The sequence below is a fragment of the Streptomyces sp. SM10 genome, assembly GCF_002910915.1.
GTDB lineage: Bacteria > Actinomycetota > Actinomycetes > Streptomycetales > Streptomycetaceae > Streptomyces.
In genome coordinates, this window is record NZ_NEUF01000186.1 from 64145 (window position 1) to 88231 (window position 24087).

At 69.1% G+C, this 24087-nt stretch carries 21 protein-coding genes, 2 tRNA genes and 1 pseudogene; 13 read left to right on the top strand and 11 right to left on the bottom strand.

The annotated features are described in order from the left end of the window. Nucleotides 1-199: 199 nt before the first annotated feature. Nucleotides 200-282, bottom strand: a tRNA-Leu gene (locus tag B9S57_RS31860). Between the two features lie 312 nt (nt 283-594). Here B9S57_RS31860 and B9S57_RS31865 point away from each other — a divergent pair. From B9S57_RS31865 to pknB, 6 genes are all read left to right on the top strand, one after another. Continuing rightward, nucleotides 595-1455, top strand: a complete 861-nt coding sequence (locus B9S57_RS31865; protein WP_103760634.1) for a DUF3662 and FHA domain-containing protein — start codon at nt 595-597, stop codon at nt 1453-1455. Between the two features lie 10 nt (nt 1456-1465). Beyond that, nucleotides 1466-1981, top strand: coding sequence for an FHA domain-containing protein (locus tag B9S57_RS31870; protein WP_103760635.1), 516 nt, complete (start codon nt 1466-1468; stop codon nt 1979-1981). A 129-nt stretch (nt 1982-2110) separates the two neighbouring features. Beyond that, nucleotides 2111-3583: a Stp1/IreP family PP2C-type Ser/Thr phosphatase gene (locus B9S57_RS31875; RefSeq protein ID WP_103760741.1), complete on the top strand. Its 1473-nt coding sequence runs from the start codon at nt 2111-2113 to the stop codon at nt 3581-3583. 21 nt (nt 3584-3604) lie between these two features. Beyond that, nucleotides 3605-5005: an FtsW/RodA/SpoVE family cell cycle protein gene (locus tag B9S57_RS31880; RefSeq protein ID WP_103760636.1), complete on the top strand. Its 1401-nt coding sequence runs from the start codon at nt 3605-3607 to the stop codon at nt 5003-5005. Beyond that, the gene (locus tag B9S57_RS31885; RefSeq protein ID WP_103760637.1) at nt 5002-6459 is read left to right on the top strand and encodes a penicillin-binding protein 2; all 1458 of its coding nucleotides are present in this window, start codon (nt 5002-5004) and stop codon (nt 6457-6459) included. The genes B9S57_RS31880 and B9S57_RS31885 overlap by 4 nt, the downstream gene beginning before the upstream one ends. A 168-nt stretch (nt 6460-6627) precedes the next feature. Continuing rightward, nucleotides 6628-8613 carry a Stk1 family PASTA domain-containing Ser/Thr kinase gene (gene pknB, locus B9S57_RS31890; RefSeq protein WP_103760638.1) on the top strand — a complete coding sequence of 662 codons (1986 nt, stop codon included), beginning with the start codon at nt 6628-6630 and terminating at the stop codon, nt 8611-8613. An 84-nt stretch (nt 8614-8697) separates the two neighbouring features. On the opposite strand, the gene B9S57_RS31895 is transcribed toward pknB, so the two are convergent. From B9S57_RS31895 to B9S57_RS31915, 5 genes are all read right to left on the bottom strand, one after another. Further along, on the bottom strand, nt 8698-9426 hold the full coding sequence (locus B9S57_RS31895; RefSeq protein WP_103760639.1) for a class E sortase: 729 nt from the start codon (nt 9424-9426) through the stop codon (nt 8698-8700). A 36-nt stretch (nt 9427-9462) separates the two neighbouring features. Beyond that, the gene (locus B9S57_RS31900; protein ID WP_103760640.1) at nt 9463-10830 is read right to left on the bottom strand and encodes a class E sortase; all 1368 of its coding nucleotides are present in this window, start codon (nt 10828-10830) and stop codon (nt 9463-9465) included. Further along, nucleotides 10827-11465 (bottom strand): aminodeoxychorismate/anthranilate synthase component II, encoded by a 639-nt coding sequence (locus B9S57_RS31905; protein ID WP_103760641.1) that lies wholly within the window; start codon nt 11463-11465, stop codon nt 10827-10829. Before B9S57_RS31905 ends, B9S57_RS31900 begins: the two co-directional genes overlap by 4 nt. Then, on the bottom strand, nt 11462-11650 hold the full coding sequence (locus tag B9S57_RS31910) for a hypothetical protein (RefSeq protein ID WP_073750646.1): 189 nt from the start codon (nt 11648-11650) through the stop codon (nt 11462-11464). Before B9S57_RS31910 ends, B9S57_RS31905 begins: the two co-directional genes overlap by 4 nt. A 138-nt stretch (nt 11651-11788) precedes the next feature. Then, on the bottom strand, nt 11789-12514 hold the full coding sequence (locus B9S57_RS31915) for a DUF881 domain-containing protein (protein WP_103760642.1): 726 nt from the start codon (nt 12512-12514) through the stop codon (nt 11789-11791). 178 nt (nt 12515-12692) lie between these two features. On the opposite strand from B9S57_RS31915, the gene crgA reads away from it, so the two are divergent. Further along, complete coding sequence (gene crgA / locus B9S57_RS31920) at nt 12693-12947, top strand: cell division protein CrgA (protein ID WP_033296748.1); 255 nt, start codon at nt 12693-12695, stop codon at nt 12945-12947. A gap of 254 nt (nt 12948-13201) precedes the next feature. Here the strand turns inward: crgA and B9S57_RS31925 are convergent, their stop codons facing one another. Both B9S57_RS31925 and B9S57_RS31930 read right to left on the bottom strand, forming a co-directional pair. Beyond that, nucleotides 13202-14110, bottom strand: a complete 909-nt coding sequence (locus B9S57_RS31925) for a rhomboid family intramembrane serine protease (protein WP_103760643.1) — start codon at nt 14108-14110, stop codon at nt 13202-13204. A gap of 156 nt (nt 14111-14266) precedes the next feature. Next, nucleotides 14267-14794, bottom strand: coding sequence for a peptidylprolyl isomerase (locus B9S57_RS31930; protein WP_103760644.1), 528 nt, complete (start codon nt 14792-14794; stop codon nt 14267-14269). A 349-nt stretch (nt 14795-15143) separates the two neighbouring features. Between B9S57_RS31930 and B9S57_RS31935 the strand changes: the two genes are divergently transcribed. The 4 genes from B9S57_RS31935 to B9S57_RS36070 all read left to right on the top strand — a co-directional run bounded on the left by B9S57_RS31935 (nt 15144) and on the right by B9S57_RS36070 (nt 19559). Next, on the top strand, nt 15144-15869 hold the full coding sequence (locus tag B9S57_RS31935; RefSeq protein WP_103760645.1) for a DUF5324 family protein: 726 nt from the start codon (nt 15144-15146) through the stop codon (nt 15867-15869). A gap of 802 nt (nt 15870-16671) precedes the next feature. After that, entirely contained in the window at nt 16672-18303 is a 1632-nt protein-coding gene (locus tag B9S57_RS31940) for an MFS transporter (RefSeq protein WP_258036725.1), read from the top strand. Nucleotides 18304-18463: 160 nt separating this feature from the next. Beyond that, nucleotides 18464-19054 carry an ABC transporter permease gene (locus B9S57_RS36065; protein WP_258036726.1) on the top strand — a complete coding sequence of 197 codons (591 nt, stop codon included), beginning with the start codon at nt 18464-18466 and terminating at the stop codon, nt 19052-19054. Further along, nucleotides 19047-19559, top strand: coding sequence for an FtsX-like permease family protein (locus B9S57_RS36070; protein WP_258036727.1), 513 nt, complete (start codon nt 19047-19049; stop codon nt 19557-19559). Before B9S57_RS36065 ends, B9S57_RS36070 begins: the two co-directional genes overlap by 8 nt. A gap of 109 nt (nt 19560-19668) precedes the next feature. Here B9S57_RS36070 and B9S57_RS36075 read toward each other — a convergent pair. The 3 genes and pseudogenes from B9S57_RS36075 to B9S57_RS31960 form a co-directional block, all read right to left on the bottom strand. Further along, a pseudogene (locus B9S57_RS36075) lies at nt 19669-19995 on the bottom strand (hypothetical protein). A 27-nt stretch (nt 19996-20022) separates the two neighbouring features. Then, on the bottom strand, nt 20023-21528 hold the full coding sequence (locus tag B9S57_RS31955; RefSeq protein WP_103760646.1) for an ATP-binding protein: 1506 nt from the start codon (nt 21526-21528) through the stop codon (nt 20023-20025). A 247-nt stretch (nt 21529-21775) separates the two neighbouring features. Then, nucleotides 21776-21848: transfer RNA gene (locus B9S57_RS31960), tRNA-Ala, on the bottom strand. Nucleotides 21849-22019: 171 nt separating this feature from the next. Between B9S57_RS31960 and B9S57_RS31965 the strand changes: the two genes are divergently transcribed. Further along, on the top strand, nt 22020-22568 hold the full coding sequence (locus tag B9S57_RS31965; protein ID WP_103760647.1) for a DNA-binding protein: 549 nt from the start codon (nt 22020-22022) through the stop codon (nt 22566-22568). A 110-nt stretch (nt 22569-22678) separates the two neighbouring features. Continuing rightward, the gene (locus B9S57_RS31970; protein WP_103760648.1) at nt 22679-24082 is read left to right on the top strand and encodes a serine/threonine-protein kinase; all 1404 of its coding nucleotides are present in this window, start codon (nt 22679-22681) and stop codon (nt 24080-24082) included. Nucleotides 24083-24087 lie beyond the last annotated feature (5 nt).

Here is a 24087-nt window from a genome sequence, read left to right on the forward strand (position 1 = left end):
CTCAGAGCAGGACGCGCCAGGCCGACAACCGACACCGGCGCCCCATCGGGCACGGCCGCCCGGCGCCGTCAGGCCGAGACCCACGGAGAGTAGAGATCCGAACGAGGAGATCCGGACAACGAAGAGCCCCCGCACCGAATCTCTTCGGTGCGGGGGCTCTGTCGAACCAACCCGGCAATCGCAAGCGACTGCCCTGTTGTGCGCGAGGGGGGATTTGAACCCCCACGTCCCTAAGGACACTGGCACCTGAAGCCAGCGCGTCTGCCGTTCCGCCACTCGCGCATGAGTGGTGTTTTCAGACTCTCACTGTGTGGTGCGAGCGCCTGGCGACAACGGAAGATTAGCACGCTGGACAGGGTGGATTCACATCCGTTGTTTCGCCCGACCCACGGAGGGAAGCGGGAACCCGGGAAGCTCGGCCCCACTCCTCCTGAGTGCACCCGGAGTGCGGGACACTGTCAGGAGGTCACCTCTACCATCCGTGTGAGGGGTGACACTCATCCACTGTGCAGACAAGGGGAACCAGCCGATTTCCCGACGCGTGGATACGATCAGTAAGCAGCACAGGCACGACGACACCGGAGGAGGTGCCCCATGGGAGTCATGAAGCGTTTCGAGCAGCGTCTCGAAGGTCTGGTCAATGGCACCTTCGCCAAGGTCTTCAAGTCCGAGGTGCAGCCGGTCGAGATCGCGGGAGCCCTCCAGCGCGAGTGCGACAACAACGCGACGATCTGGAACCGCGAGCGAACCGTCGTACCGAACGACTTCATCGTCGAGCTCAGTACCCCGGACTACGAGCGGCTCAGCCCGTACTCGGGCCAGCTCGGCGACGAGCTGTCCGGCCTCGTGCGTGACTACGCCAAGCAACAGCGGTACACCTTCATGGGACCGATCAAGGTCCACCTGGAGAAAGCGGACGACCTCGACACCGGTCTCTACCGCGTACGCAGCCGGACCTTGGCGTCGAGTTCCTCACAGCAGGGCCCGCAGAGCGGCCCTGCCCCCCATGCCGCGCCGAACCGCCCCTCCGCCCCCCAGGGGCAGCAGGGCGGCTACGGCTACCCGCCGGCCTCCGCCCCGCCCATGCCCCCGGCCCCGCCGGGCGGTGGGCGCTCCGGAGGTCCTTCCAGCGACTGGCGCCCGCCGGCCGCGTCCGGTTCCACGCCGGACGCCCAGGTTCGGCGCTGGATCGAGATCAACGGCACCCGCCATCAGATCTCCCGCCCGACGTTGGTGATGGGACGAAGCACCGACGCCGACGTGCGGATCGACGACCCCGGCGTATCCCGCCGGCACTGTGAGATCCGGACCGGAACGCCCTCGACGATCCAGGATCTCGGGTCCACCAACGGCATCGTGGTGGACGGGCAGCACACCACCCGCGCTACGCTCCGCGACGGCTCGCGGATCGTCGTGGGCAGCACCACCATCGTTTACCGGCAAGCCGAAGGGTGAAGCGGGGGCAATGTCAGAGCTGACCCTGACGGTCATGCGGCTAGGTTTCCTGGCTGTTCTGTGGCTATTCGTAATCGTGGCCGTCCAGGTCATTCGCAGCGACCTGTTCGGTACGCGTGTCACGCAGCGCGGCTCACGCCGCACTGCTGGTGACACCCGTCCGCAACAAGGACGCCAACAGCAGGCAGCGCCGCCTCAGCAGCGCCAGCAGTCCGGGCGCCAGCGCCGCGGGGCACCCACCAAGCTGGTCGTCTCCGAAGGCACACTCACCGGCACCACGGTCGCGCTCCAGGGCCAGACCATCACCCTGGGCCGGGCGCACGATTCAACGATCGTGCTGGACGACGACTACGCGTCCAGCAGGCATGCCAGGATCTACCCGGACCGTGACGGCCAGTGGATCGTCGAGGACCTCGGGTCCACCAACGGCACCTATCTCGACCGGACCCGGCTCACCACCCCGACACCTGTTCCGCTGGGCGCGCCGATCCGTATCGGCAAGACCGTCATCGAGCTGCGGAAGTAGTACGACAATGAGCGAGCGGAGCGAGCGAGCCGCGGCGGTCCTTACGACGGACCCGGCCCGGCTCCCGACCGGAGGGTGGGCAGTGTGGCTCGAGACCGGCTGTACCCCGAGCCGACGGGCGAGGTGCGCATGAGCTTGTCCCTGCGCTTCGCCGCCGGATCGCACAAGGGCATGATCCGGGAAGGGAACGAGGACTCCGGCTACGCCGGTCCCCGCCTTCTCGCCATCGCCGACGGCATGGGCGGCCAGGCGGCCGGAGAGGTCGCCAGCTCCGAGGTGATCTCCACGCTCGTCCAGCTCGACGACGACGTGCCGGGCTCCGACATCCTCACCGCGCTCGGTACGGCGGTCCAGCGTGCCAACGACCAACTGCGCGTCATGGTCGAGGAGGACCCCCAACTGGAGGGCATGGGCACGACGCTCACCGCCCTGCTCTGGACCGGTCAGCGCCTCGGCCTCGTCCACGTCGGCGACTCCCGCGCCTACCTCCTGCGCGACGGCGTACTGACGCAGATCACCCAGGACCACACCTGGGTGCAGCGTCTCGTCGACGAGGGCAGGATCACCGAAGAGGAAGCCACCACCCACCCGCAGCGCTCCCTGCTGATGCGGGCCCTGGGAAGCGGCGACCACGTGGAGCCCGATCTCTCCGTCCGGGAGGTCCGCGCCGGTGACCGCTATCTGATCTGCTCGGACGGACTCTCCGGCGTCGTCTCCCACCAGACGATGGAAGAGACCCTGGCCAGCTACCAGGGCCCGCAGGAGACCATCCAGGACCTCATCCAGCTCGCCCTGCGCGGCGGAGGCCCCGACAACATCACCTGCATCGTCGCCGACGTCCTGGACGTCGACAGCAACGACACCCTGGCCGGGCGGCTCAACGACACCCCGGTCATCGTCGGGGCCGTCGCCGAGAACCAGGCAGCCCAGGCGAACGACGGCCGGGCCATGGAGACACCGGCCGGCCGCGCGGCCGGCCTCGGCCGCCCCGTGCCACCGCAGTCCGGAGGCTTCGGCCCGCCCGGCAGCGGGGACGACATGGGCTACGGCTCCGGTCCGGACGGCGCCTTCGACGCGTACACCGACGAGGACTTCGTCAAGCCCCGGGGCCGCCGCAGGTGGCTGAAGCGCTCGTTCTACATCGTGCTGGCACTGGCGGTCGTCGGCGGTGGCGTCTACGGCGGCTACCGCTGGACCCAGACGCAGTTCTACGTGGGCGCGAAGGACGACAACGTCGCGCTGTACCGCGGAATCAGCCAGGACCTCGCCTGGGTGTCCCTCTCGAAGGTCGAGGAGGACACCAACATCGAACTCAAGTACCTCCCGCCCTACTGGCGCAAGAAGGTCGAAGCGACGATCTCCCAGGGCAACCTCACCGGTGCCCACAAGAAGCTCAGCGAGCTCGAAGCACAGGCCTCCGCCTGCAAGAAGGACGCGCAGCGCCGTGCGGCCGAGGCGGATGCCGCCAAGAGCCAGGACGAAGCCGCCGACAGCACTTCCGCCACGTCTCCCACCAAGGGGACCAAGACCGCGACTCCCACTCCCGGCCCCAGCCTCTCGGAGGAAGAGAAGAAGCTGGCCCTGCAGTGCGGTAAGCAGTAAGCCGTAGGGGGCCTCCAGCACATGAGCGTTGTCACCAACACCACCACGATCGGCGCGATCGACGCGCCGAGCCGCCGTAACACCGAACTGGTGCTCGTCGTCTTCGCCGTCCTGATCTCGGTGTTCGCGTACGCCAACGTGGGCCTCGCCCTCAACGGCGAACTGCCCGCGGGCATGCTCGGCTACGGCCTGGGCCTCGCGCTGCTCGGCGGGGTGGCGCATCTCGCCGTACGGAGATTCGCTCCGTACTCGGACCCGCTGCTGCTGCCGCTGGCGACGCTGCTGAACGGGCTGGGGCTCGCCATCATCTGGCGCCTGGACCAGTCGGAACGGCTGCAGGCGCTGCCGCAGTACGTCCCCGCTGCCTCGAAGCAGCTGATGTTCTCCGCAGTAGGTGTGGCCCTGCTGGTCGGCGTCCTGATCGCCCTCAAGGACCACCGGATCCTGCAGCGCTACACCTACATCTCCATGCTGGTGGCGCTGTTCCTGCTGATCCTTCCGATGTTCTTTCCCGCGGTGAACGGCGCCAAGATCTGGATCAAGATCCCCGGTGTCGGCACGATCCAGCCGGGAGAGTTCGCCAAGATCATCATCGCGGTGTTCTTCGCCGGCTACCTCATGGTCAAGCGCGACGCCCTGGCTCTGGCCAGTCGACGCTTCATGGGGCTCTACCTGCCCCGTGGCCGTGACCTGGGACCGATCCTCATGGTCTGGGCCTTCTCGATCCTGATCCTCGTCTTCGAGACCGACCTCGGCTCCTCGCTCCTCTTCTTCGGCATGTTCATCGTCATGCTGTACGTCGCCACCGAGCGCACCAGCTGGATCGTCTTCGGTCTGCTGATGTCGGCGGCGGGCGCGGTGGGCGTGGCCACCTTCGAACCCCACGTGCAGCAGCGCGTCACCGCGTGGCTCGACCCGTTCGCCGGTTGGGGGAAGTTCGACGCCAGCGAGCAGATGGCCAAGTCCCTCATGGCCTTCGGCTCCGGCGGCACCCTCGGTACCGGCCTCGGCCAGGGCAACTCCGACCTGATCGGCTTCGCCGCCAACTCCGACTTCATCCTCGCCACCGTCGGCGAGGAGCTCGGGCTGGCCGGAATGATGGCCGTTCTGCTCGTCTACGGCCTGATCGTCGAGCGTGGCGTCCGTACGGCCCTCGCCGCGCGTGACCCCTTCGGCAAGCTCCTGGCGATCGGCCTGTCCGGTTCCTTCGCCATCCAGGTCTTCGTCGTCGCCGGCGGTGTCATGGGGCTCATCCCGCTGACCGGTATGACCATGCCGTTCCTCGCGGCCGGTGGCTCGTCCGTCATCGCCAACTGGGCCCTCATCGGAATCCTGATCAGAATCAGCGACACGGCCCGGCGTCCCGCCCCTGCACCCGCGCCGTCCCCGGACGCCGAAATGACCCAGGTGGTCCGACCGTGAACAAGCCGCTCCGCAGGATCGCGATCTTCTGCGGCGTCCTCGTCCTGGCCCTGTTGGTCCGCACCAACTACATCCAGTACGTCCGCGCCGACGAGCTCAACTCGAACGAGCACAACCGCCGCGTCCAGATCGAGCGCTACGCCCACGAGCGCGGCAACATCATCGTCGACGGCGAGCCCGTCACGGGCTCCGTCGAGACCAAGGACAGCGACTTCACGTACAAGCGCGTCTGGAAGAACGGCCCCATGTGGTCGCCCGTCACCGGATACTCCTCGCAGGCCTTCGACTCCTCGCAGCTGGAGAACCTCGAGGACGGCATCCTGACCGGCAACAGCGACCAGCTGTTCTTCGACCGCACCCTGTCGATGTTCACCGGCGAGAGCAAGACCGGCGGGAACGTCGTCACCACCCTCAACGGTGCCGCCCAGAAGGCCGCCTTCGAGGGTCTCGGTGACAAGAAGGGCGCGGTCGCCGCGCTCGACCCGCAGACCGGAGCCATCCTCGCGCTGGCCAGTACCCCCTCGTACGACCCCTCGGTCTTCGCGGGTAACTCGCTGAAGGACTCCGACGCCCGGCAGAAGCTCCTTGACGACAAGGACAAGCCGATGCTGAACCGGGCCCTGCGCGAGACCTACCCGCCCGGTTCGACGTTCAAGGTCGTCACGGCCTCCGCGGCGCTCGAGAACGGTCTTTACACCGACATCGACGCGAAGACCGACTCCCCGCTGCCCTGGCGGCTCCCGCAGTCGGACAACCTGCTGCAGAACGAGGGCGACATCCCCTGCAAGGACGCCTCGCTCCGGGTGGCGCTGCGCTACTCCTGCAACACCGTCTTCGGCAAGATGAGCGACGACCTCGGCAACGAGAAGATGATCGAGCAGGCCGACAAGTTCGGCTTCGACAAGGAAGTCTTCACTCCGGTCCGGGCCGACGCCAGCGTCTACCCGAAGGACAACCCGCCGCAGAACGCCATGGCGGGCATCGGCCAGGCCTCCAACCGCGCCACCCCGCTCCAGATGGCCATGGTGGCGTCGGCGATCGCCAACGACGGCAAGCTCATGGAGCCGTACATGGTCGCCCAGCGCCAGGCACCCAACCTGGACGTCATCTACACGCACGAGAAGAAGCAGCTCAGCGAGCCGCTCTCGGCGGAGAACGCCCAGAAAGTGCAGCAGATGATGGAGACCGTGGTCCAGGAGGGCACGGGAACCAACGCCCAGATCGACGGCGTCACTGTCGGTGGCAAGACCGGCACCGCCCAGCACGGACTCAACAACAGCGAGAAGCCCTACGCCTGGTTCATCTCGTACGCCAAGACCGACAGCGGCTCCCCGGTCGCCGTCGCCGTGGTGGTCGAGGACGGCAACGCCAACCGGGACGACATCTCCGGAGGCGGCCTGGCGGCACCGATCGCCAAGAACGTGATGAAGGCGGTACTCGACGGAAAGCAGTGACACCCGTCACAACTTCTGTCCGCACCAGCACATTGGGATACCGGTCGGATATCAGCTGACGGGTGCGGGCCGATCACACCGGGGGTGCCCGGTAGCGTATGCGCGAGCAGCGCACCGCCGGACCACACACGGGTGCGGTCGGGACTGACGGAGAGGGCTGGATCAGTTATGGAAGAGCCGCGTCGCCTCGGCGGCCGGTACGAGCTGGGCTCGGTGCTCGGCCGTGGTGGCATGGCCGAGGTCTACCTCGCCCACGACACCCGGCTCGGTCGCACCGTCGCCGTGAAGACGCTGCGGGCCGACCTCGCCCGCGATCCGTCCTTCCAGGCACGGTTCCGCCGTGAAGCCCAGTCCGCCGCATCGCTCAACCACCCCGCGATCGTCGCCGTCTACGACACCGGCGAGGACTACGTCGACGGGGTCTCCATCCCGTACATCGTGATGGAGTACGTCGACGGGTCGACCCTCAGAGAGCTTCTGCACTCCGGCCGCAAGCTGCTGCCGGAGCGGACCCTCGAAATGACGGTCGGGATCCTCCAGGCACTGGAGTACTCGCACCGCGCCCAGATCGTCCACCGCGACATCAAGCCCGCTAACGTCATGCTGACACGCACGGGCCAGGTCAAGGTCATGGACTTCGGCATCGCCCGCGCGATGGGCGACTCCGGCATGACGATGACCCAGACCGCGGCTGTGATCGGCACCGCCCAGTACCTCTCCCCGGAGCAGGCGAAGGGCGAGCAGGTCGACGCACGCTCCGACCTGTACTCCACGGGATGCCTGCTCTACGAGCTGCTCGCGGTCCGCCCCCCGTTCGTCGGGGACTCACCCGTCGCCGTCGCGTACCAGCACGTGCGCGAGGAGCCGCAGCCTCCGAGCAACTTCGACTCCGAGATCACGCCAGAGATGGACGCCATCGTCCTGAAGGCGCTGACCAAGGACCCGGACTACCGCTACCAGTCGGCCGACGAGATGCGCGCCGACATCGAGGCCTGCCTCGACGGCCGCCCGGTCGCTGCGACGTCGGCCATGGGCGCGGTCGGCTACGGCGGGTACGACGCCTACGGAAACGACCAGCCCACCACCGCCCTACACCAGGCGGACCAGGGCGGCGCCCAGACGTCGATGCTACCCCCGGTCAACCCGGACGACGGCGGCTACGGCCATGACGACCGCCCCGGCCGTCGGCGTCAGCAGAAGAAGAGCAACACCTCGACGATCCTCCTCGTCGTCGCCGGCATCCTCGTGCTCATCGGCGCGATCCTGATCGGCCGCACGGTCTTCAGCTCCACCGACGGCGGCAGCGGCAAGGTCGACGTGCCGAACATGGTCGGCTCGACGGTCAAGGAGGCGCAGAGACTCGCCGACAACTCCGACGTCGTCCTGAAGGTCGGCTCCGAAGAACCCTGCGAGAAGCAGCAGAAGGGCGAGATCTGCAGCCAGTCCCCGACCTCGGACGAGCAGATGGAGACGGGCGGGACCGTGACGGTCGTCGTCTCCACCGGTGCTCCCAAGGTCGAGGTGCCGGACGTCCTGGAGAAGTCCCAGGACAGCGCGCGCAAGGCCCTGGAGGACAAGGGCTTCACGGTGAACGTGAAGACGGCGGAGTCCGACAAGACCCCGGACGAGGTCATCTCGCAGGACCCCGAGGGCGGTTCCGAGGTCGAGAAGGACACCGAGGTCACGATCACCGTGGCCAAGGAGGCGACCCAGAACGTGCCCCCAGTGGTCGGCCGGTCGTTCGAGGACGCCGACGCCCAGCTGAAGGGTGTGGGCTTCACCAACGTCTCCAGGACGGACGTCGACTCGGACGAGGCGGCCGGCACCGTGGTCGAGCAGACGCCCGAGGCGAACAGCAAGCAGGCCAAGGACACCCAGATCGTCCTCAAGGTCTCCAAGGGCCCGGCCCAGCCCGAGCAGGTCACCATCCCGGGCAACATCGTCGGCATGCGGTACCAGCAGGCGCAGGAGCAGCTCAAAAGCCTGGGTCTGGTCGTCGCACTCGCCGCCAACTCACCCGACAAGCCGAACGCACTGGTGATGGGGGCCGATCCTGGGGCCAACAGCCAGGTCGCCAAGGGCACGACGGTCACCCTCACGACCATCGGCGGCGGGGGCAACGACGGCAACTTCTTCGGCGGCCAGCAAGGCTGACGCCACGGAGCCGGACGGACCACAGGGCCCCGACCACCTCAGCGGTGGTCGGGGCCCTGTGGTCCGTCCGTGCGCGCCGGACCGCTACCGCAGCTCCGCCGGCTTCGTGCGGTCCCTGTCCACCTTCTCGGTCCGCACCAGCTCGCCCCAGACGATGTAGCGGTACTTCGACGTGTAGACGGGCGTGCACGTGGTCAGCGTGATGTAGCGGCCGGCCTTCTTCGCCCCCGATCCCTTGGGCACCGGGGCGATCGCCTCGACGTTGAACTTCGACGTCTCCGGGAGCTCCGCGAAGACCTTGTAGACGTACCAGGTGTCCTTGGTCTCGAAGACGACCGCGTCGCCCGTCTTCACCTTGTCGATGTTGTGGAACTTGGCGCCGTGCCCGTCCCGGTGCGCGGCGAGCGCGAAGTTGCCCTGCTCCGCCGAGGGGAGAGCCGACTTCACCGGGTCCGTGTAGTAGCCGGCGATGCCGTTGTTGAGGATCGCGGTGTCGGTGCCCTTCTTGACCAGCACCTCGCCGTTCTTCATGGCGGGGACGTGGAGGAACCCGATGCCGTCCCTCATGTCCAGGTCACCCGGGCCGCCCGCCCACCGGTCGCGCACGGTGTTGCCCTGCTTGTCCGCCTCACGGTCGGCGAGGACGTTGGTCCACCACAGCGAGTAGACGACGAACAGACCCAGCACCAGCCCGGCCGTGATCAGCAGTTCGCCGAAGGCGCTCACCGCCGTCGCGACGGGATGGCGGCTCCTGCGGCGCACCGGGACCACCGGCTCTTCGGTGTGCTCTTCCTGCTCGGTCCTCGCTGCCACCGCACCCGCCCCTGTCGTGATGTCGTCCAGCCCGCTTCAGTCGACGAGCGCGTCGGGCTTCCCCTTGCTGCGCGGCCGTTCGTCGACCATTTTGCCCCACACGATCATTCGGTACGTACTCGTGAATTCCGGCGTGCAGGTCGTCAGCGTGATGTACCTGCCCGGGCCGGTGAACCCGGACCCCGGGGGCACTTCGTCGATCACGGCCACGTTGGACGGAGACGTCTGCGGAAGGATGCTGGTCATCTCGTACGTGTAGTAGGCGTCCTGCGTCTCGACCACGATCGGGTCGCCCGGCTTCAGCTTGTTGATGTAGCGGAAGGGTTCGCCGTGGGTGTTGCGGTGACCGGCCACCGCGAAGTTCCCCTGCTCGTCCGAAGGCATCGCTGTCTTCAGCTTGCCCTCGCCGTAGTGGCCGACCATGCCGCGGTCGAGGACCTTCTCCTTGCTGATGCCCTCGGCGATCGGCGCGACCACGTCCAGCTTGGGGATGTGCATGATCGCGAAACCCTGACCGGGCTCGAAGGCGCCCGGGCTGCGCTCGCCGCTCGCCCAGTCGTCCTGGATCTTGTGCGTCTCCCGGCCGGCGATCTGGTCGGCACGGATGTTGGTCCACCACAGCTGGTAGGTCACGAACAGGAGCATCAGCACGCCGAAGGTGATGAACACCTCGCCGACGACCCGGCTGGCCACCACGGCGGGGCTGTCCTTGGCGGCACGGGCCGCACGCCGGGCCTCCAGCCTCGACATCGGGGCCGCCGGCCCTGCTGCCGCCGGTTCCGCAGGGGGCCGGGGCTCGCCCCGGCGTCTGCCCTGCCCCTTGGCCGCCCGCCGTCGCTCGGCCCGGCCACCCGTCGGCAACGCCTCGGGAGCGGCCTCGCCGTCCTCGGGGCCGGCGGGCTGCGCCGCCCTGCGCGTATCGGCCGTCCGCAGGGCCACGGTCTCGTCGTGCAGGGCCGGGGGTACGTCGGCAACGGGCCGCACGTGGTCCGGTTCGGGCACCGTCGGCACCGGGGCCTGCGCCGTCGAGCCGGGGCCGCCCCTCCTGGGGCCGGGGACGCCCGCCGTGGGATCGGGTATGACCGCCGTCCCCCGGACGGTCTCCGCCACAGGAGCCGTCTCCGGGCCCTGCTGCCCGTACCAGTCCCTCTGATACCCCTCCGGGTCGTACCACTCACCCGGGGCGTCCGCAGGCCTCTGAGGGGCCTGCGGAGGCGTCTGAGGCGAACCGTCGTCGGACGGTGCGCTCTCCGTCCGGAACCAGGGCGAGGTGTGCTGTCCCGGCAGCGGATCGTTCAGCGGATCCGCGAGCTGCTCCACCGCCGCCGCGAACGTGCCGTCGGGCTCGTACGCTCCCTGGGCGTACGGGCCTTCCTGGCCTGCGCCGGGGCGGAGTGAGGTCACGCGGCGGCCTTGCCCACCACCGGTGCGAGGCCCACCGATCTCGCGACCGCCCCCGCGTCACCGCACTGCTCCAGCCAGTTGGCGAGCATCAGGTGGCCGTGTTCCGTGAGCACCGACTCGGGGTGGAACTGCACTCCCTCCACCGCCTGTTCACGGTGGCGCAGTCCCATGATGATGCCGTCGGCCGTGCGGGCGGTGACTTCGAGCTCGGGCGGAACCGTCGTGGGTTCGGCGGCGAGCGAGTGGTAGCGCGTCGCGGTGAAGGGGGACGGGAGACCTGCGAACACGCCCTTGCCCTCGTGCAGCACGGAGGAGGTCTTGCCGTGCAGCAGCTCCGGAGCCCGGTCCACCACACCGCCGTACGCGACGGCCATCGACTGCATCCCCAGACACACGCCGAAGACGGGGACGCCGCTGCGCGCGCAGTGGTGCACCATCTCGACGCAGACGCCGGCCTGCTCCGGTGTACCGGGGCCGGGCGACAGCAGGACCCCGTCGAAGCCGTCGTCCGCGTGGGCCGTGGTCACCTCGTCGTTGCGCACCACTTCGCACTCGGCACCGAGCTGGTAGAGGTACTGGACGATGTTGAAGACGAAGCTGTCGTAGTTGTCGACGACGAGAATGCGTGCGCTCACTGACCGGACCCCGCTCCGCTGGTGCTTTCGCCGTCCACCGTCACATCACCGAACGGAAGCAGTGGCTCCGCCCAGGGGAAGACGTACTGGAAGAGCGCGTAGACAACCGCCAGGACCAGCACGAGCGAGATGAAGCCCCGCACCCATGCGTTACCCGGCAGATGCCGCCAGATCCAGCCGTACATGCTGTTGCCTCCATTCGGTACGGCACCAGACTAAACGGCCGGGGCACAGGCGTGGGTCAGCTGTGGAAAGCCGCCTGTCCGCCCGCCTGTCACACGGTCCGGCACGCATCCCGCGGAGGGTGCGACAGGCGGCCGGGGCTACTTCACAGGCTGCGCGTCATGGAGATCGACGGTGCCCGAATAGCCGGGAAGCGTCAGCTTGTCGTCCTCCTCGACCTTCCAGCCCAGCCCGTACGCCTTCACGTACAGCTGGTAGTTCTGGATCGCCGTGGAGTCGTCGAGCGCCCGCCTCAGCCGCCCCCGGTCCCCGACGGCGGTGACCTTGTACGGAGGGGAGTAGACCCGGCCCTGCAGGATCAGCGTGTTGCCGACGCAGCGCACCGCACTGGTGGAGATCAGTCGCTGGTCCATCACCCGGATCCCGCGGGCGCCGCCCTCCCAGAGGGCGTTGACCACGGCCTGCAGGTCCTGCTGGTGGATGACCAGGTCGTTGGGCTGCGGCTCCGGGTACCCAGGGTTGGCGGTGGCGTTCGGCGGGGCGTCGTTCAACGTGACGGAGAGCGCCTCGCCCGTGACCGCCGTCGTACCCGCGGCCTTCTCCAGCGCATCGAGCTTGGCGTCCTCGGCGCGGGTGCTGCCGTCGTCGCGGCGGGCGAGGGTGTCGATGTCCGCGCGCACGGAAGCGGTCGATTCGTCCAGCTCCGCGTTCTTCTCGCTGCGCTGCTGGATGAGATCCGAGAGCTTCAGCAGGGAGGAATCGGTCCGGATATCGGTCCCTTTGGCCGTGTTGGCACTGGTGACGAAGATCAGTCCGGCCAGGGCGAAGACGGCAGCGGTGAGGCCCTGGACCGGCCATCGGGACATGCGCCGGGCCGGGCCGCGAGGAGAGTCGGCAGAATTGCTCAACGTACCCTTATCTCCTTAGGCGCCACGGAAGCACTACGCTAACGGACGCCCCGGGGAGGCAGCATTCCCCCTCGCGCCCCGGCGCCAGCCACAGATCCCTGCGCGGTCACGCAGCGCATCGACAGGAGAGTCCCTCGTGCCGAAGTCACGTATCCGCAAGAAGGCAGACTTCACGCCCCCGCCGGCGAAGCAGTCGACGAGCATAAAGCTGACCAACCGGAGTTGGGTGGCGCCGGTGATGCTGGCGCTCTTCCTGATCGGTCTGGCCTGGATCGTGGTCTTCTACGTCACCGAGGGTGACCTGCCGGTCGACGCCCTCGGCAACTGGAACATCGTCGTGGGCTTCGGGTTCATCGCCGGCGGCTTCGGCGTCTCCACGCAGTGGAAGTAGCTCCCAGCTAGCTCTGCCCTGAAGTTACCCACAGAGTTATCCACAGGCGGGGGAAAAGGTCAGACGATCTGTGGATAACTTCCCTCGAAGTTGACGCCGGTGTGACTACACACTTACGCACCACGAGGCGGTACGCCCCTTGCCCTGACTGGAAGAACCCAGTTCAGCGACAAGGGGCACACCTGTTCCCCACGTCGTGCACAAGATCCGGCACACTCTGTGGACAACCGCACCCCTGGAGCAACGCATTCCGCTCAGGTGAGCGCCGCGGATCTGATCAGGACCGCCACCACGACCACCACCAGGACCAGTGCACAGGCGCCGTACTGCACCAGATTCCGGTGCTCCCGGGGGGCGTGGACCATGGCGATCGCGATCAGCGCCCCGGCGACCAGCCCGCCCACGTGCGCCTGCCAGGCGATGGCACCCCAGGGGTTGAACGTGAAGATCAGGTTCACCACGAGCAGCGCGATCACGGGCCGCATGTCGTAGTTCATCCGGCGCATCAGCACCGCCGTGGCTCCCAGCAGGCCGAAGATGGCTCCCGAGGCACCGAGGGAACCCTGGGCGGGGTCGGCGATCCAGTAGGTGAGCGCGCTGCCCGCAAGCCCGGAGAGCAGGTAGAGCGCGAGGTAGCGGGCCCTGCCCAGCGCGGCCTCCAGAGGGCCGCCGAGCCACCACAGCCCCAGCATGTTGAAGGCGATGTGCCACACCTCCTGGTGCAGGAACATCGACGTCACCAGCCGGTACCACTGGCCCTCCGCCACACCTTCGAGACCGGCCGACGGATCGCCCGTGTAGGCACGGCCGAACAGCAGCAGGTCGTCGACCAGCGGGAACTTGGTCCGCTCGGTGACGAGGACCGCCACGAAGACGGCGAGATTGATGCCGAGCAGGATCTTGGTGACCAGCCTGGGGTCGGCCGCGACCCGGCCGCCGGCCAGCGTCCGCGGCCGGCTCGCGGCGGGATGGTGGCCCGTACCCGAACCCTCACGGACGCACTCCGGGCAGTGGAACCCCACCGAGGCCCCGATCATGCAGTCCGTGCAGATCGGCCGCTCGCACCGCGTGCAGCGGATCCCCGTCTCCCTGCCCGGATGCCGGTAACACGTGAGCGGCCCGGCCGCGGACCCGTCCTGGTCTTCCGGCGGCTGCTGGTCCATCGGTCATGGCCCCTTCGGTCCTCGTCCGTGGAGGCGCCGCACACGCGGCAGCCCCGCTCGCCCGTTATGTAGCAGTACGGACGAGCAGGGCGGTTCGTTCCCCGAGGGGCGACGGCCGTGAGGGTCAGCGGCCCGGCAGGTCCGCCGCCCGCCGGTTCATCGCGTCTCGATGACGACCGACTCGATCACCACGTCCTGGAGCGGACGATCGGTCCGCGGGTTGGTCGGTGCCGCGGCGATCGCGTCCACGACCTTCTTGCCGGCCTCGTCGGCGACCTCGCCGAAGATCGTGTGCTTGCCGGTCAGCCACGCGGTGGGCGACACGGTCACGAAGAACTGCGAACCGTTGGTACCCGGACCGGCGTTGGCCATCGCCAGCAGGTAGGGCTGGGTGAAGGCGAGATCGGGGTGGAACTCGTCACCGAACTCGTAGCCGGGGCCGCCCGTTCCGTTGCCGAGCGGGTCACCGCCCTGGATCATGAATCCGCTGATCACGCGGTGGAAGACAGTGCCGTCGTACAGCTTGTCCGTGGACTTCCTGCCGGTCTCCGGGTCGGTCCACTCACGCCCGCCCGTGGCGAGTTCGACGAAGTTCTTGACCGTCCTGGGCGCGTGGTTCGGCAGGAGCCGGATCGCGATGTCGCCCTGATTGGTCTTCAAAGTGGCGTACAGCTGCTCGGCCACGGTCTGCCTTCCGATAAGTCTTCGCTGATGACCACCGATCCTCGCACGGGGTAACCGCTCCGCAGCGCGGTCACGGCACGGGGCGGACGGCACTCACCTCGTTGCCCGCTTTCCCGCACCTTTCCCACACTTCCTGCGGCACACCGTGCGCCCAGGTGCCGGACGACACGGAGCGCGCCGACACGAACCGTGGCAGGGTCGGCCTCACGCTGCCCTTGCACCGTATTGCCCGAGAATGACGTTCATGACCCGGATGCCCGTCCCGCATGGCACAGAAGGCCACAGCGGGCATGATTTCGAATTGGGTGGATAGGCGGAGTACCTACCCGCCACCAAGGAGGAGGATCCCGTGACCCGCATCGACAGCGTGCGCGCCGCAACCTACTCGGCGAAGGACAGCGCGCAGCACGCCGCGGACGTGGTGGCGCCTTACGCCGACACCGCCAAGGAACAGGCCGCGTACTACGCACAGGAGGCCCGCGCACGGCTCGCGCCCAAGGTGTCGAAGGCCGCCGCGCAGGCCCGCGTCCAGTACGGCGCGCATCTCGCACCACGTATCGAACAGGCTCTGACCCATGTGCCGCCCAAGGTCGACGAGGCCGCGCACAAGGCCGCCACCCGGACGCGCAGTGCCGCCCGCACCGCGGCGGACTACACCGTGCCGCGCGTCGAGTACGCGGTGGCGGCGAGCCGTCCCATGGCCGGGGAGGCCACTGCCCGCAGCGCGGCCGCACTGGCGGCACTCCGTGGCCAGGTGACGGCGAAGGAGATCCAGAAGCTCGTCAGGAAGCACGAACGGCGGGCCAAGGCGGGGCGGGCGGCCAAGGGGTTCCTCGTCCTGGGCGTCCTGGCCGGCGGGGCCTTCGCCGCCTGGAAGTGGTGGGACAAGCAGGCCAACCCGGACTGGCTGGTCGAGCCCCCGGCCCCCACCGAGGTGGCCGACGACCGCACCCCGCTGACCTCGGTCGACGGCAGCGGCCGGACGGTACTCGACCCGGAGGTCCGTGCCAAGCAGGACGATGCCGAGTCCGGAGTGGATCCGGCGGACGGTAGCGACCGCGACGACCACCGCTGACCCGGCCGCCCGGGAGCGACGTCCGCGAGGGGCGCCGGAAGACTCAGGGTCTCCGGCGCCCCTCGCTTCGTACGTGCTCCGGCTTCCCGCGGCCGGCCCCGCCCCGCCCGCTTGCGGACACGGGAAAGCCCCCGACCTGATGAAAGACAGGTCGGGGGCTTTCTGTTGTGGGAGGCCAGGAGATGCGAACCCGAAACGACTACGGAGCGGAGTTCGGCACCTGAGACCAGCCGATGTCACACCCGCCCGCGCATCAGAGAAAAGCCGCACGGCTCGAATTAGAAATCCACGAGCGCGCCGAGAGAATCCCTGCGGAATCATCTCCACGCTCACTCAATGATCAGCCTCCCCGTCCTATCAATTCACGCTTTGCACATTCCTCCCCCACCGACCCCGAGCAAATTCCGATCGTCCCGACCGAAAAGGACTGCCCACCCGGCGTGGCCGTCCGGGCGCGCTGCCACCCGGGAGACGCAGGACGGCGGCAACCCAGTCTCCCGTCGCTGGTGAGGCGCGGGACGCGGCGCACGACGCGGCCGGAGGCAGAACACAGGGCGGGGCACGAAATTCGTGCGAGGTCAAACAACAGGATCAAGAATTGACAGGGGCTGACAGGCATGCCCTCGGAGCACGCTGAACCACCGGCCCGATCGCGTCCCGAATAATTGACAGAATGCTTGGCGGCATGCCCTCGTGACGCCGTAAAATCTCCGACCATTACCGGCAGCACGGGGATTGACACACATCTGACGGTTGCTTACGGTCCGCTCGTCGGCTTTCCGGATCGCACCCTGAGGAATTCGTGAACACATCCACGTTGCCGAAGTTCGCACAGCAGTTGATCCTTGCCGTTCTCATGGTGTGTCTCCTGCTGATCTGGCTGGACAACACCGTTCTGAGCACCACCCTGGAGACCCTGGCGGACCCGGTCCACGGGCTGAACGCCGGCCCGGCCGAGCTGCAGTGGGCCACCGGCTCGTACACGCTGGCCTTCGCCACCCTGATGTTCACCGCGGGCGCGCTGGGCGACCGCTTCGGTCACCGGACCGTGCTCGTGACGGGTCTCGTGGTCTTCGCCGCGTCCTCGCTGTGGGCGGCGTACGCGGGTGACGCGGGGCAACTGATCGCCGCCCGGGCGGCGATGGGCGTCGGCAGCGCGCTGATCATGCCGGCCACCATGGCCATCCTCATGTGGACGTTCACCGGCCCGGCGCGGTCGACCGCGATCGCGATCTCCTCGACCTCCGCCGGTGTCGGCATGGCCGTGGGCCCGGTGCTCGCCGGCGTGCTGCTCGACCACTTCTGGTGGGGCTCTGTCTTCCTGGTCAACGTCCCGGTGGCGATCCTCGCCCTGATCGGCATCGCCCTGCTGGTCCCGGACTTCCGCAGCCCCGTCGTGCGACCGCTGGACCCGGCCGGGATGCTGCTGTCCGTCACCGGCCTCGCGGCGCTCGCCTACGGACTGATCCGCGCGGGCCAGGTGGCGGCCTGGGGCCGTACGGACGTCTGGGCACCGATCCTCGTCGGACTGGTCCTTCTGGCCGTGTTCGTCCGCGTCGAACTGCGCAGCAAGAGGCCCGGCTTCGATCCGCGGCTGCTCGCCCAGCGCGCGTTCGGCGGCGGAAACGTGGCGCTCGGCCTGCTCCTGTTCGCCGTGGCCGCGGTCACCTTCTACAACGCCTTCTACCTGCAGGGCGCGCGCGGCTACTCGCCGGTCGAGGCGGGCCTGGCCGGCCTGCCGACGGCGCTCGGCGCGATCTTCGGCGCACCCGTCGGCGCCCGCCTGGTGCACCGCTGGTCGCTGCGGCCCGTCGCCGTGACGGCGCTGTTCGTCGCGGCGCTGACCATGGGTGCGTACGGGCTCTTCGGAGTGGGCACGCCCCTCGTCCGGATCGAGGCCGTGCTGCTGGTCCAGGGCCTCTCCATCGGCATGGCGCTCGGACCCGTGACCGCGGCGCTGATCAGCACGCTGCCGCTGGAGCGGGCCGGTGCCGGCTCGGCCGTCACCAACACCGCGCGCCAGACCGGCAGCGTGATCGGTATCGCCGTCGGCGGCACGATCCTGTCGATCGTGTACCGGCGCGCGATCGAACCCTCGCTGGACGGTGTCCCCGGACCGGTGCGGGAGCAGGCACTGGTCTCCGCCGAACAGGCACGGCACGCCGCCACCACGTCCCGCCTGCCCACGCTCGGGCACGCCGCCGACGACGCGTTCGTCCACGCCATGCATGTCGGAGCGGTCTGGATCATGTGTGTCACGCTCCTGGGCGCGGTCGTGCTGCTGCTCGCCCTGCGCCCGGTCCGCGAGCCCGCGCCCGTCGGGGGCGAGCCGGAGCCCGCGGGCCACGGCGGCCCGGCCCCGGACGCCGCGGTCTCCCCGGACGGTACCGAGGGCAGGCCCGCCCGCGAGGGCGACGACGTCAGGACCCTCTGACGCCATGGGCACCAGCGGAAAGTCTCCGAGGCGGGGTCGGACACCCGGGCCACGTACCTGACGTGGCGGGTGGGCGGTCCGCCTGGCCGGACGGCTGCCTCTGCCGAGGCCGGTCGCCCTGGGTCTGGCCCGGCCCTTCGCACGGCCTGCCCGCGCGCTGGTGATGGGTACCGCGGTCCTGTTCGGCACCGTCGCCGTCACGTTCGCCGTGGGGATGGGCGCCTCACTCGGCGAGGTGACGAAGGCCAGGGCCCATGACGCCGCCGATGTCACGGTGGCCGTACCCCTGCCGGAGATCGGGCCCGCCGGACCGGTCCCCGAAGAGCGGCCCGCTGCCGATCCAGCGAAGATCGCCGCCGCGATCGAGGCCAACTCCGGGACCGGGAAGTACTACAGCGCCGGAACGGTCCGGGCGACCGTCTCCGGCGTGACCGGCACCACCGCCGTGAACGCCTTCACCGGCGACGCCTACTGGGGCGGCTACACGATGGTCTCCGGTCGCTGGTTCGACCAACCCGGCGAGGCCGCAGTCCCGACCGGCTTCCTGGCTGCCACCGGCATCGAGATCGGAGACACTGTCACCCTGAACGGCCTGGGCGAGCCGGTCACGGTCCGGATCGTCGGCGAGGTCCTCGACCCCCGCTACGACGGCATGCAGGTCTTCACCGACGCAGCGAACCTCACGCCCACACACGCAGACCTGACGGACATCAGCCACTATCGCGGTCACGTCCGGTACGGACGTGGGTAGTTATGTCGACGCGCTGAACAAGGACCTGGCCCCACTGGACGTCACTGCGATCGCCGGCAGCCCCGACCGCGGCAGTGACATGGTCGTCACCCTCAACGCCCTGTCGGCGCTCCTGACCCTGATGCTCGTCGCGGTCGCCGCGCTCGGCGTGCTGGGCGGCGTCCTGCTCGACACGCGAGAACGCGTCCGGGAACTCGGTATCCACAAGGCGCTCGGCATGACCCCCCGGCAGACCATCGCGATGGTCCTCACCTCAGTTGTGCTGACCGGCCTGGCCACGGGCGCCGTGGGCGTACCGCTCGGCGTGGTCCTGCACGGTTGGGTCATGCCCGCGATGGGCGACAGCGCCGGGCTTCGCCTCCCCGACTCCGTCGTCGCCGTGTACGACGGGGCTCAGCTGCTGCCGCTCACCCTCGGCGGTCTGCTCATCGCCACCCTGGGCGCCCTGCCGCCCGCCGGCTGGGCCGCCAAGGCCAAAACCGCGACAGCGCTGCGCACCGAGTAGCCGAAGACTTCAGGTTCGGCCCTCTTGCCTGTGGCCCCCACCGCAACCCAGCGGTGGGGCCAATCGGCCAGCTCCCGGCGACTGTCGCGGCGGTACCCGGCCCGATCCGTCAGGTTTGATCGGTCAGTCCCTCCGCGTACACCTGCGACAGCGGCTGCGGTCCCACGTACCGCTGGCAGTTGCACTGCTCCGCCTCATAGCGCACCGGCTTGTTCTCGTCCCAGGCGGTCGGCACCTCGACCCGGTCATGGCACTAGCCCTGCTTGTTATGCCTGGCGAGATGGCGCGTGCACCCGCAGATGGGCTATGGGGCTTGTGCGCCGCCTCGACGGCCAGGCGCTCCTGCTTCGCCGCCGCCATCAGCTCCAGCTTCCGCTCTATGCCGGTTGCGCAGAGCCGTACGGATGTTCTCGGCCGCCCATGCGAAGCCACCCATCGAGAAGGCGATCGGGCCTGCCTGCTGTCACATTCCGTACAGGGTGGGTAGATCGACCAGGAGGAGGTCGTCGCGCCGGTCGGCCAGGTCGATCAGGTCGGGGTAGAAGCCGTGCAGGGAGTACAGGGCCAGCGTGGTGCTGGTGGTGTCGTACCCCTGCTCGACGAGCAAGTCGCGGATACGCTCCAGGCGTTCCAGGTCGCCGGTCCCCCGGCGGGCTACGGTCGCCTTGGCCTCGCCCAGCAGCGCGATCTTCACGCGGGGGGCCTGCGGGCGCTCGCCGGCTGCCAGGGCGATGACGTCGACCTCGTGCTTGGTCCGGGCGGCCGGGTCGGCGACCTCGGTGGTGCCGACCGGGCCGGTCAGTCCGCCGGGCAGCAGGGTATGGGCGTACCGGCGGGTGAAGTCGCGGGACAGGTCCTCGAAGTGCGGGCCGAGGATCTTGGAGTTGAAGGTCGGGGCGGACTGCTGCCAGACCTGCTCGGCGAATCCCTGGTCCACGGCAGCGGCCTGCGGGAGGGTGATGAGCTGGTTGAAGCGGATGACGGGGTCGGCGAGCGTGATGACGGGGTGCCGGGCGCGGAGGATGTCCTGTTCCCGCTGAATGTAGCCGGTGGATTCCAGCACTCCGAGGGGGTGGGCGACGGCGTTGCGCGGGCGTTCCAGGGCCGCGCCGATCTTGCTGGGCGTGGTGGCGCCCCGTGCGATCGCGGTGAGGATGTCGTAGTACAGCGTGTGCTGCGTGATCCGCGGGTCCTCACGCAGCAGATATTCGGTCTCAGTCCGCGAGTACACCGCCCGCCCCGGATCGAGGAGCGTCCGCGTCAGCCAGGCATCGAAGCCGTCGTCCGGATGCGGACGGGCGGCCACCGGCCGGTAGCCAGGAGCCCCGCCCAGGACCGCGTGCACCTTCAGCGCCGTCAGCGGGTCGGCAATCTGCCAGAACGTCCGGCTGCCCCGGTAATCGAAGGCGCCAAGGCGCAGATCTACCACGGCCCGGCCCCGCAACGGCTTCGTCCCCGACAGCAGCTCGTGCATGACACTCATCGCGGAACCGCACAGAACCAACCGCGGACCCGGCCCGGCCCCGGGCCGCGCGCCGCGCTGGCGCTCGTCGTAGAGCTGCTGGAGCAGTCCCGGGATCTCGGGCGAGTGCTGGAGCAGATACGGCAGCTCATCAATCACCAGAAGCGGGTGCGATGAACGGGCCGTCACATCAAGGGCGTTGGACAGCACATCACGCCAGTCCGTCAGGCGCAGACTCCCAGGCCTCAAGCCTGCGTGGGCGGCGACCGCGTCGCTGAACCGCTGGATCGCGGGCAGCCGTCCCTCTTCCCGGACCGCAGTCACGTACAGGCCGCCGACCTGCTCGGACAGGGCCTGCAGAAGGTACGACTTCCCGTGCCTCCGCCTCCCCGACACGATGCCGAGCCGCATCGCGGGATCCGGATCAGTGAGGAACTCCGCGAGCAGACCCCACTCCCGGTCGCGGTCGACCACGTCGTCCGGCTTGGCCAGGGGGCTCTCCTTCATCAGACCTCCCACACACCGACTACGACGGATTCCGTCTAAGTGTACTTCGACAGAATCCGTCACGCCGGGACTCCACCAGGCTGCATCAACGGGAGGTACCAGGGGATCAGCCGGGGGAGGAGACGACCGAGCAAACCCCCGAAACCAAGGGCCTCCCCACTCCCGGCGGGCACCGACGTGCCCACCGATGGGCACGAAAAATGCCCCCTGAAACCGCGTTTCCGCAGTTCAGGGGGCATTTCATGTGTGGAGCCTAGGAGATTCGAACTCCTGACATCTGCCTTGCAAAGGCAGCGCTCTACCAACTGAGCTAAGGCCCCGAAAAACCGGACACCGTGGGACACATCCGCGCCTCGACGTCCGTCGCAGAACAGAGTACCGGGTGACCCCCCGAATCCTGCAAAAGGATTGGGGCTCCCGGCCCGCAACCGCTCTCCGTAAGATGCACGACGAGGTTCGCAGCAGCGAAGCCGCAGCGAAGGGGAGACGCAATGGACGCAGCGCAGCAAGAGGCGACGGCTAGAGCCCGGGAGCTCCAGCGCAGCTGGTACGGAGAGCCGCTGGGGGCGCTCTTCCGCAGGCTGATCGATGACCTCGGCCTCAACCAGGCACGCCTCGCGGCCGTGCTCGGGCTGTCCGCACCCATGCTGTCCCAGCTGATGAGCGGGCAGCGGGCCAAGATCGGCAATCCGGCGGTCGTCCAGCGGGTCCAGGCGCTCCAGGAGCTGGCCAGCCAGGTGGCGGACGGCAGCGTCAGTGCGGGGGAGGCCACCGACCGGATGGAAGAGATCAAGAAGTCGCAGGGCGGCTCGGTCCTCACCAACACGGGCCAGACCTCGACCACCGGCGGCGCCCCCACCGTGCGCCGCGTGGTGCGTGAGATCCAGTCGCTGCTGCGGTCGGTCGCGGCGGCCGGCGACATCATCGATGCCGCCGACTCCCTCGCCCCGGCCCACCCGGAACTGGCAGAGTTCCTCAGGGTGTACGGCGCGGGACGCACCGCGGACGCGGTCGCGCACTACGAAGGCCACCAGAGTTAGGACGGCCCCCTGGCCCCGGGACAGCCCCCGGGGCGGTGGGGCCGTGGCAGTATCCCGACAGCCGGGGCACGAACCGAAACGGGAACGGGAACGGGAGCGGGCGCAGCGCAATGGGTGAGGTCTTCGCTGGTCGGTACGAGCTGATCGATCCGATCGGACGTGGTGGGGTCGGCGCCGTCTGGCGCGCGTGGGACCACCGGCGGCGCCGCTACGTGGCGGCCAAGGTCCTGCAGCAGAGCGACGCGCACACGCTGCTGCGCTTCGTCCGCGAGCAGGCGCTGCGGATCGAGCATCCGCACGTCCTCGCGCCCGCCAGCTGGGCAGCCGACGACGACAAGGTCCTCTTCACGATGGACCTGGTCAGCGGGGGTTCGCTGGCCCATGTCATCGGCGACTACGGTCCGCTGCCCCCGCGATTCGTCTGCCTCCTGCTCGATCAGCTGCTGTCCGGGCTGTCCACGGTGCACGCCGAGGGGGTCGTGCACCGTGACATCAAACCGGCCAACATCCTGATGGAGGCCACCGGCACGGGCCGCCCGCATCTGAGGCTCTCCGACTTCGGCATCTCGATGCGCAAGGGCGAGCCCCGGCTGACCGAGACCAACTACGTGGTGGGCACGCCCGGTTACTTCGCGCCCGAGCAGATGATGGGCGCGGAGCCCGACTTCCCGGCGGACCTGTTCGCCGTCGGTCTCGTCGCGCTCTATCTCCTCCAGGGCAAGAAGCCGGACGCCAAGGCGTTGATCGAGTACTTCGCGGAGCACGGCACCCCGGGCGCCCCCCAGGGCGTGCCGGAGCCCTTGTGGCAGGTCCTCGCCGGACTGCTGCAGCCGGACCCGCATGCCCGGTTCCGTACGGCCACCGGCGCGCGCAAGGCGTTGACCGCCGCCGTCGAGATGCTGCCGGACGCCGATCCGGACGACGAGCAGGTGGAGGTGTTCGACCAGATCGGGCCGCTGCCCGCGGGGTTCGGCCCCGACGGCCCCGCGACACCGGCCACCGAACCGCAGCCACCCGCTCAGGCCGTCGGCCCCACCCCGCCGGCCCCGCAGCCGTACAGCCCGCAGAACCCGGCCCCGCAGCCGTACGCGCCCCAGGGCCAGGGCCGGGCGCAGCAGCCGGGCCCGGGCAACGAGCCGTACGCCCCGCCCTCGTCGATGTCGGAGACCGGCAGCTTCCATCTGGCGCCGCCCCCGCAGCGCTCCGCGCCCCTCCCGCACCCGGGACAGCCGCAGACGCCGCCCGCCCCCCTCCCGGCGCACGCTGCGTCCGCCTACGCCGCAGGCGCCGCGCCGGACCACCTCGCCCAGGCCGCGACGGCCCCGGTGCAGTACGGAGCCGCACCCACCCGTGCCTACACCGCTCAGCACCCGCAGGCTCCACGGAACGACGCCGGGCAGGTGCAGCCGTCCCCCGCGAAGCGTCCGGGACCGTCCCCGAAGGTGGCGGTCCCGGTCATGGTGGTGGCGCTGATCTGCTTCGCGGTGGGCATCTGGGCGCTCACCCAGGTCTGAGCGCC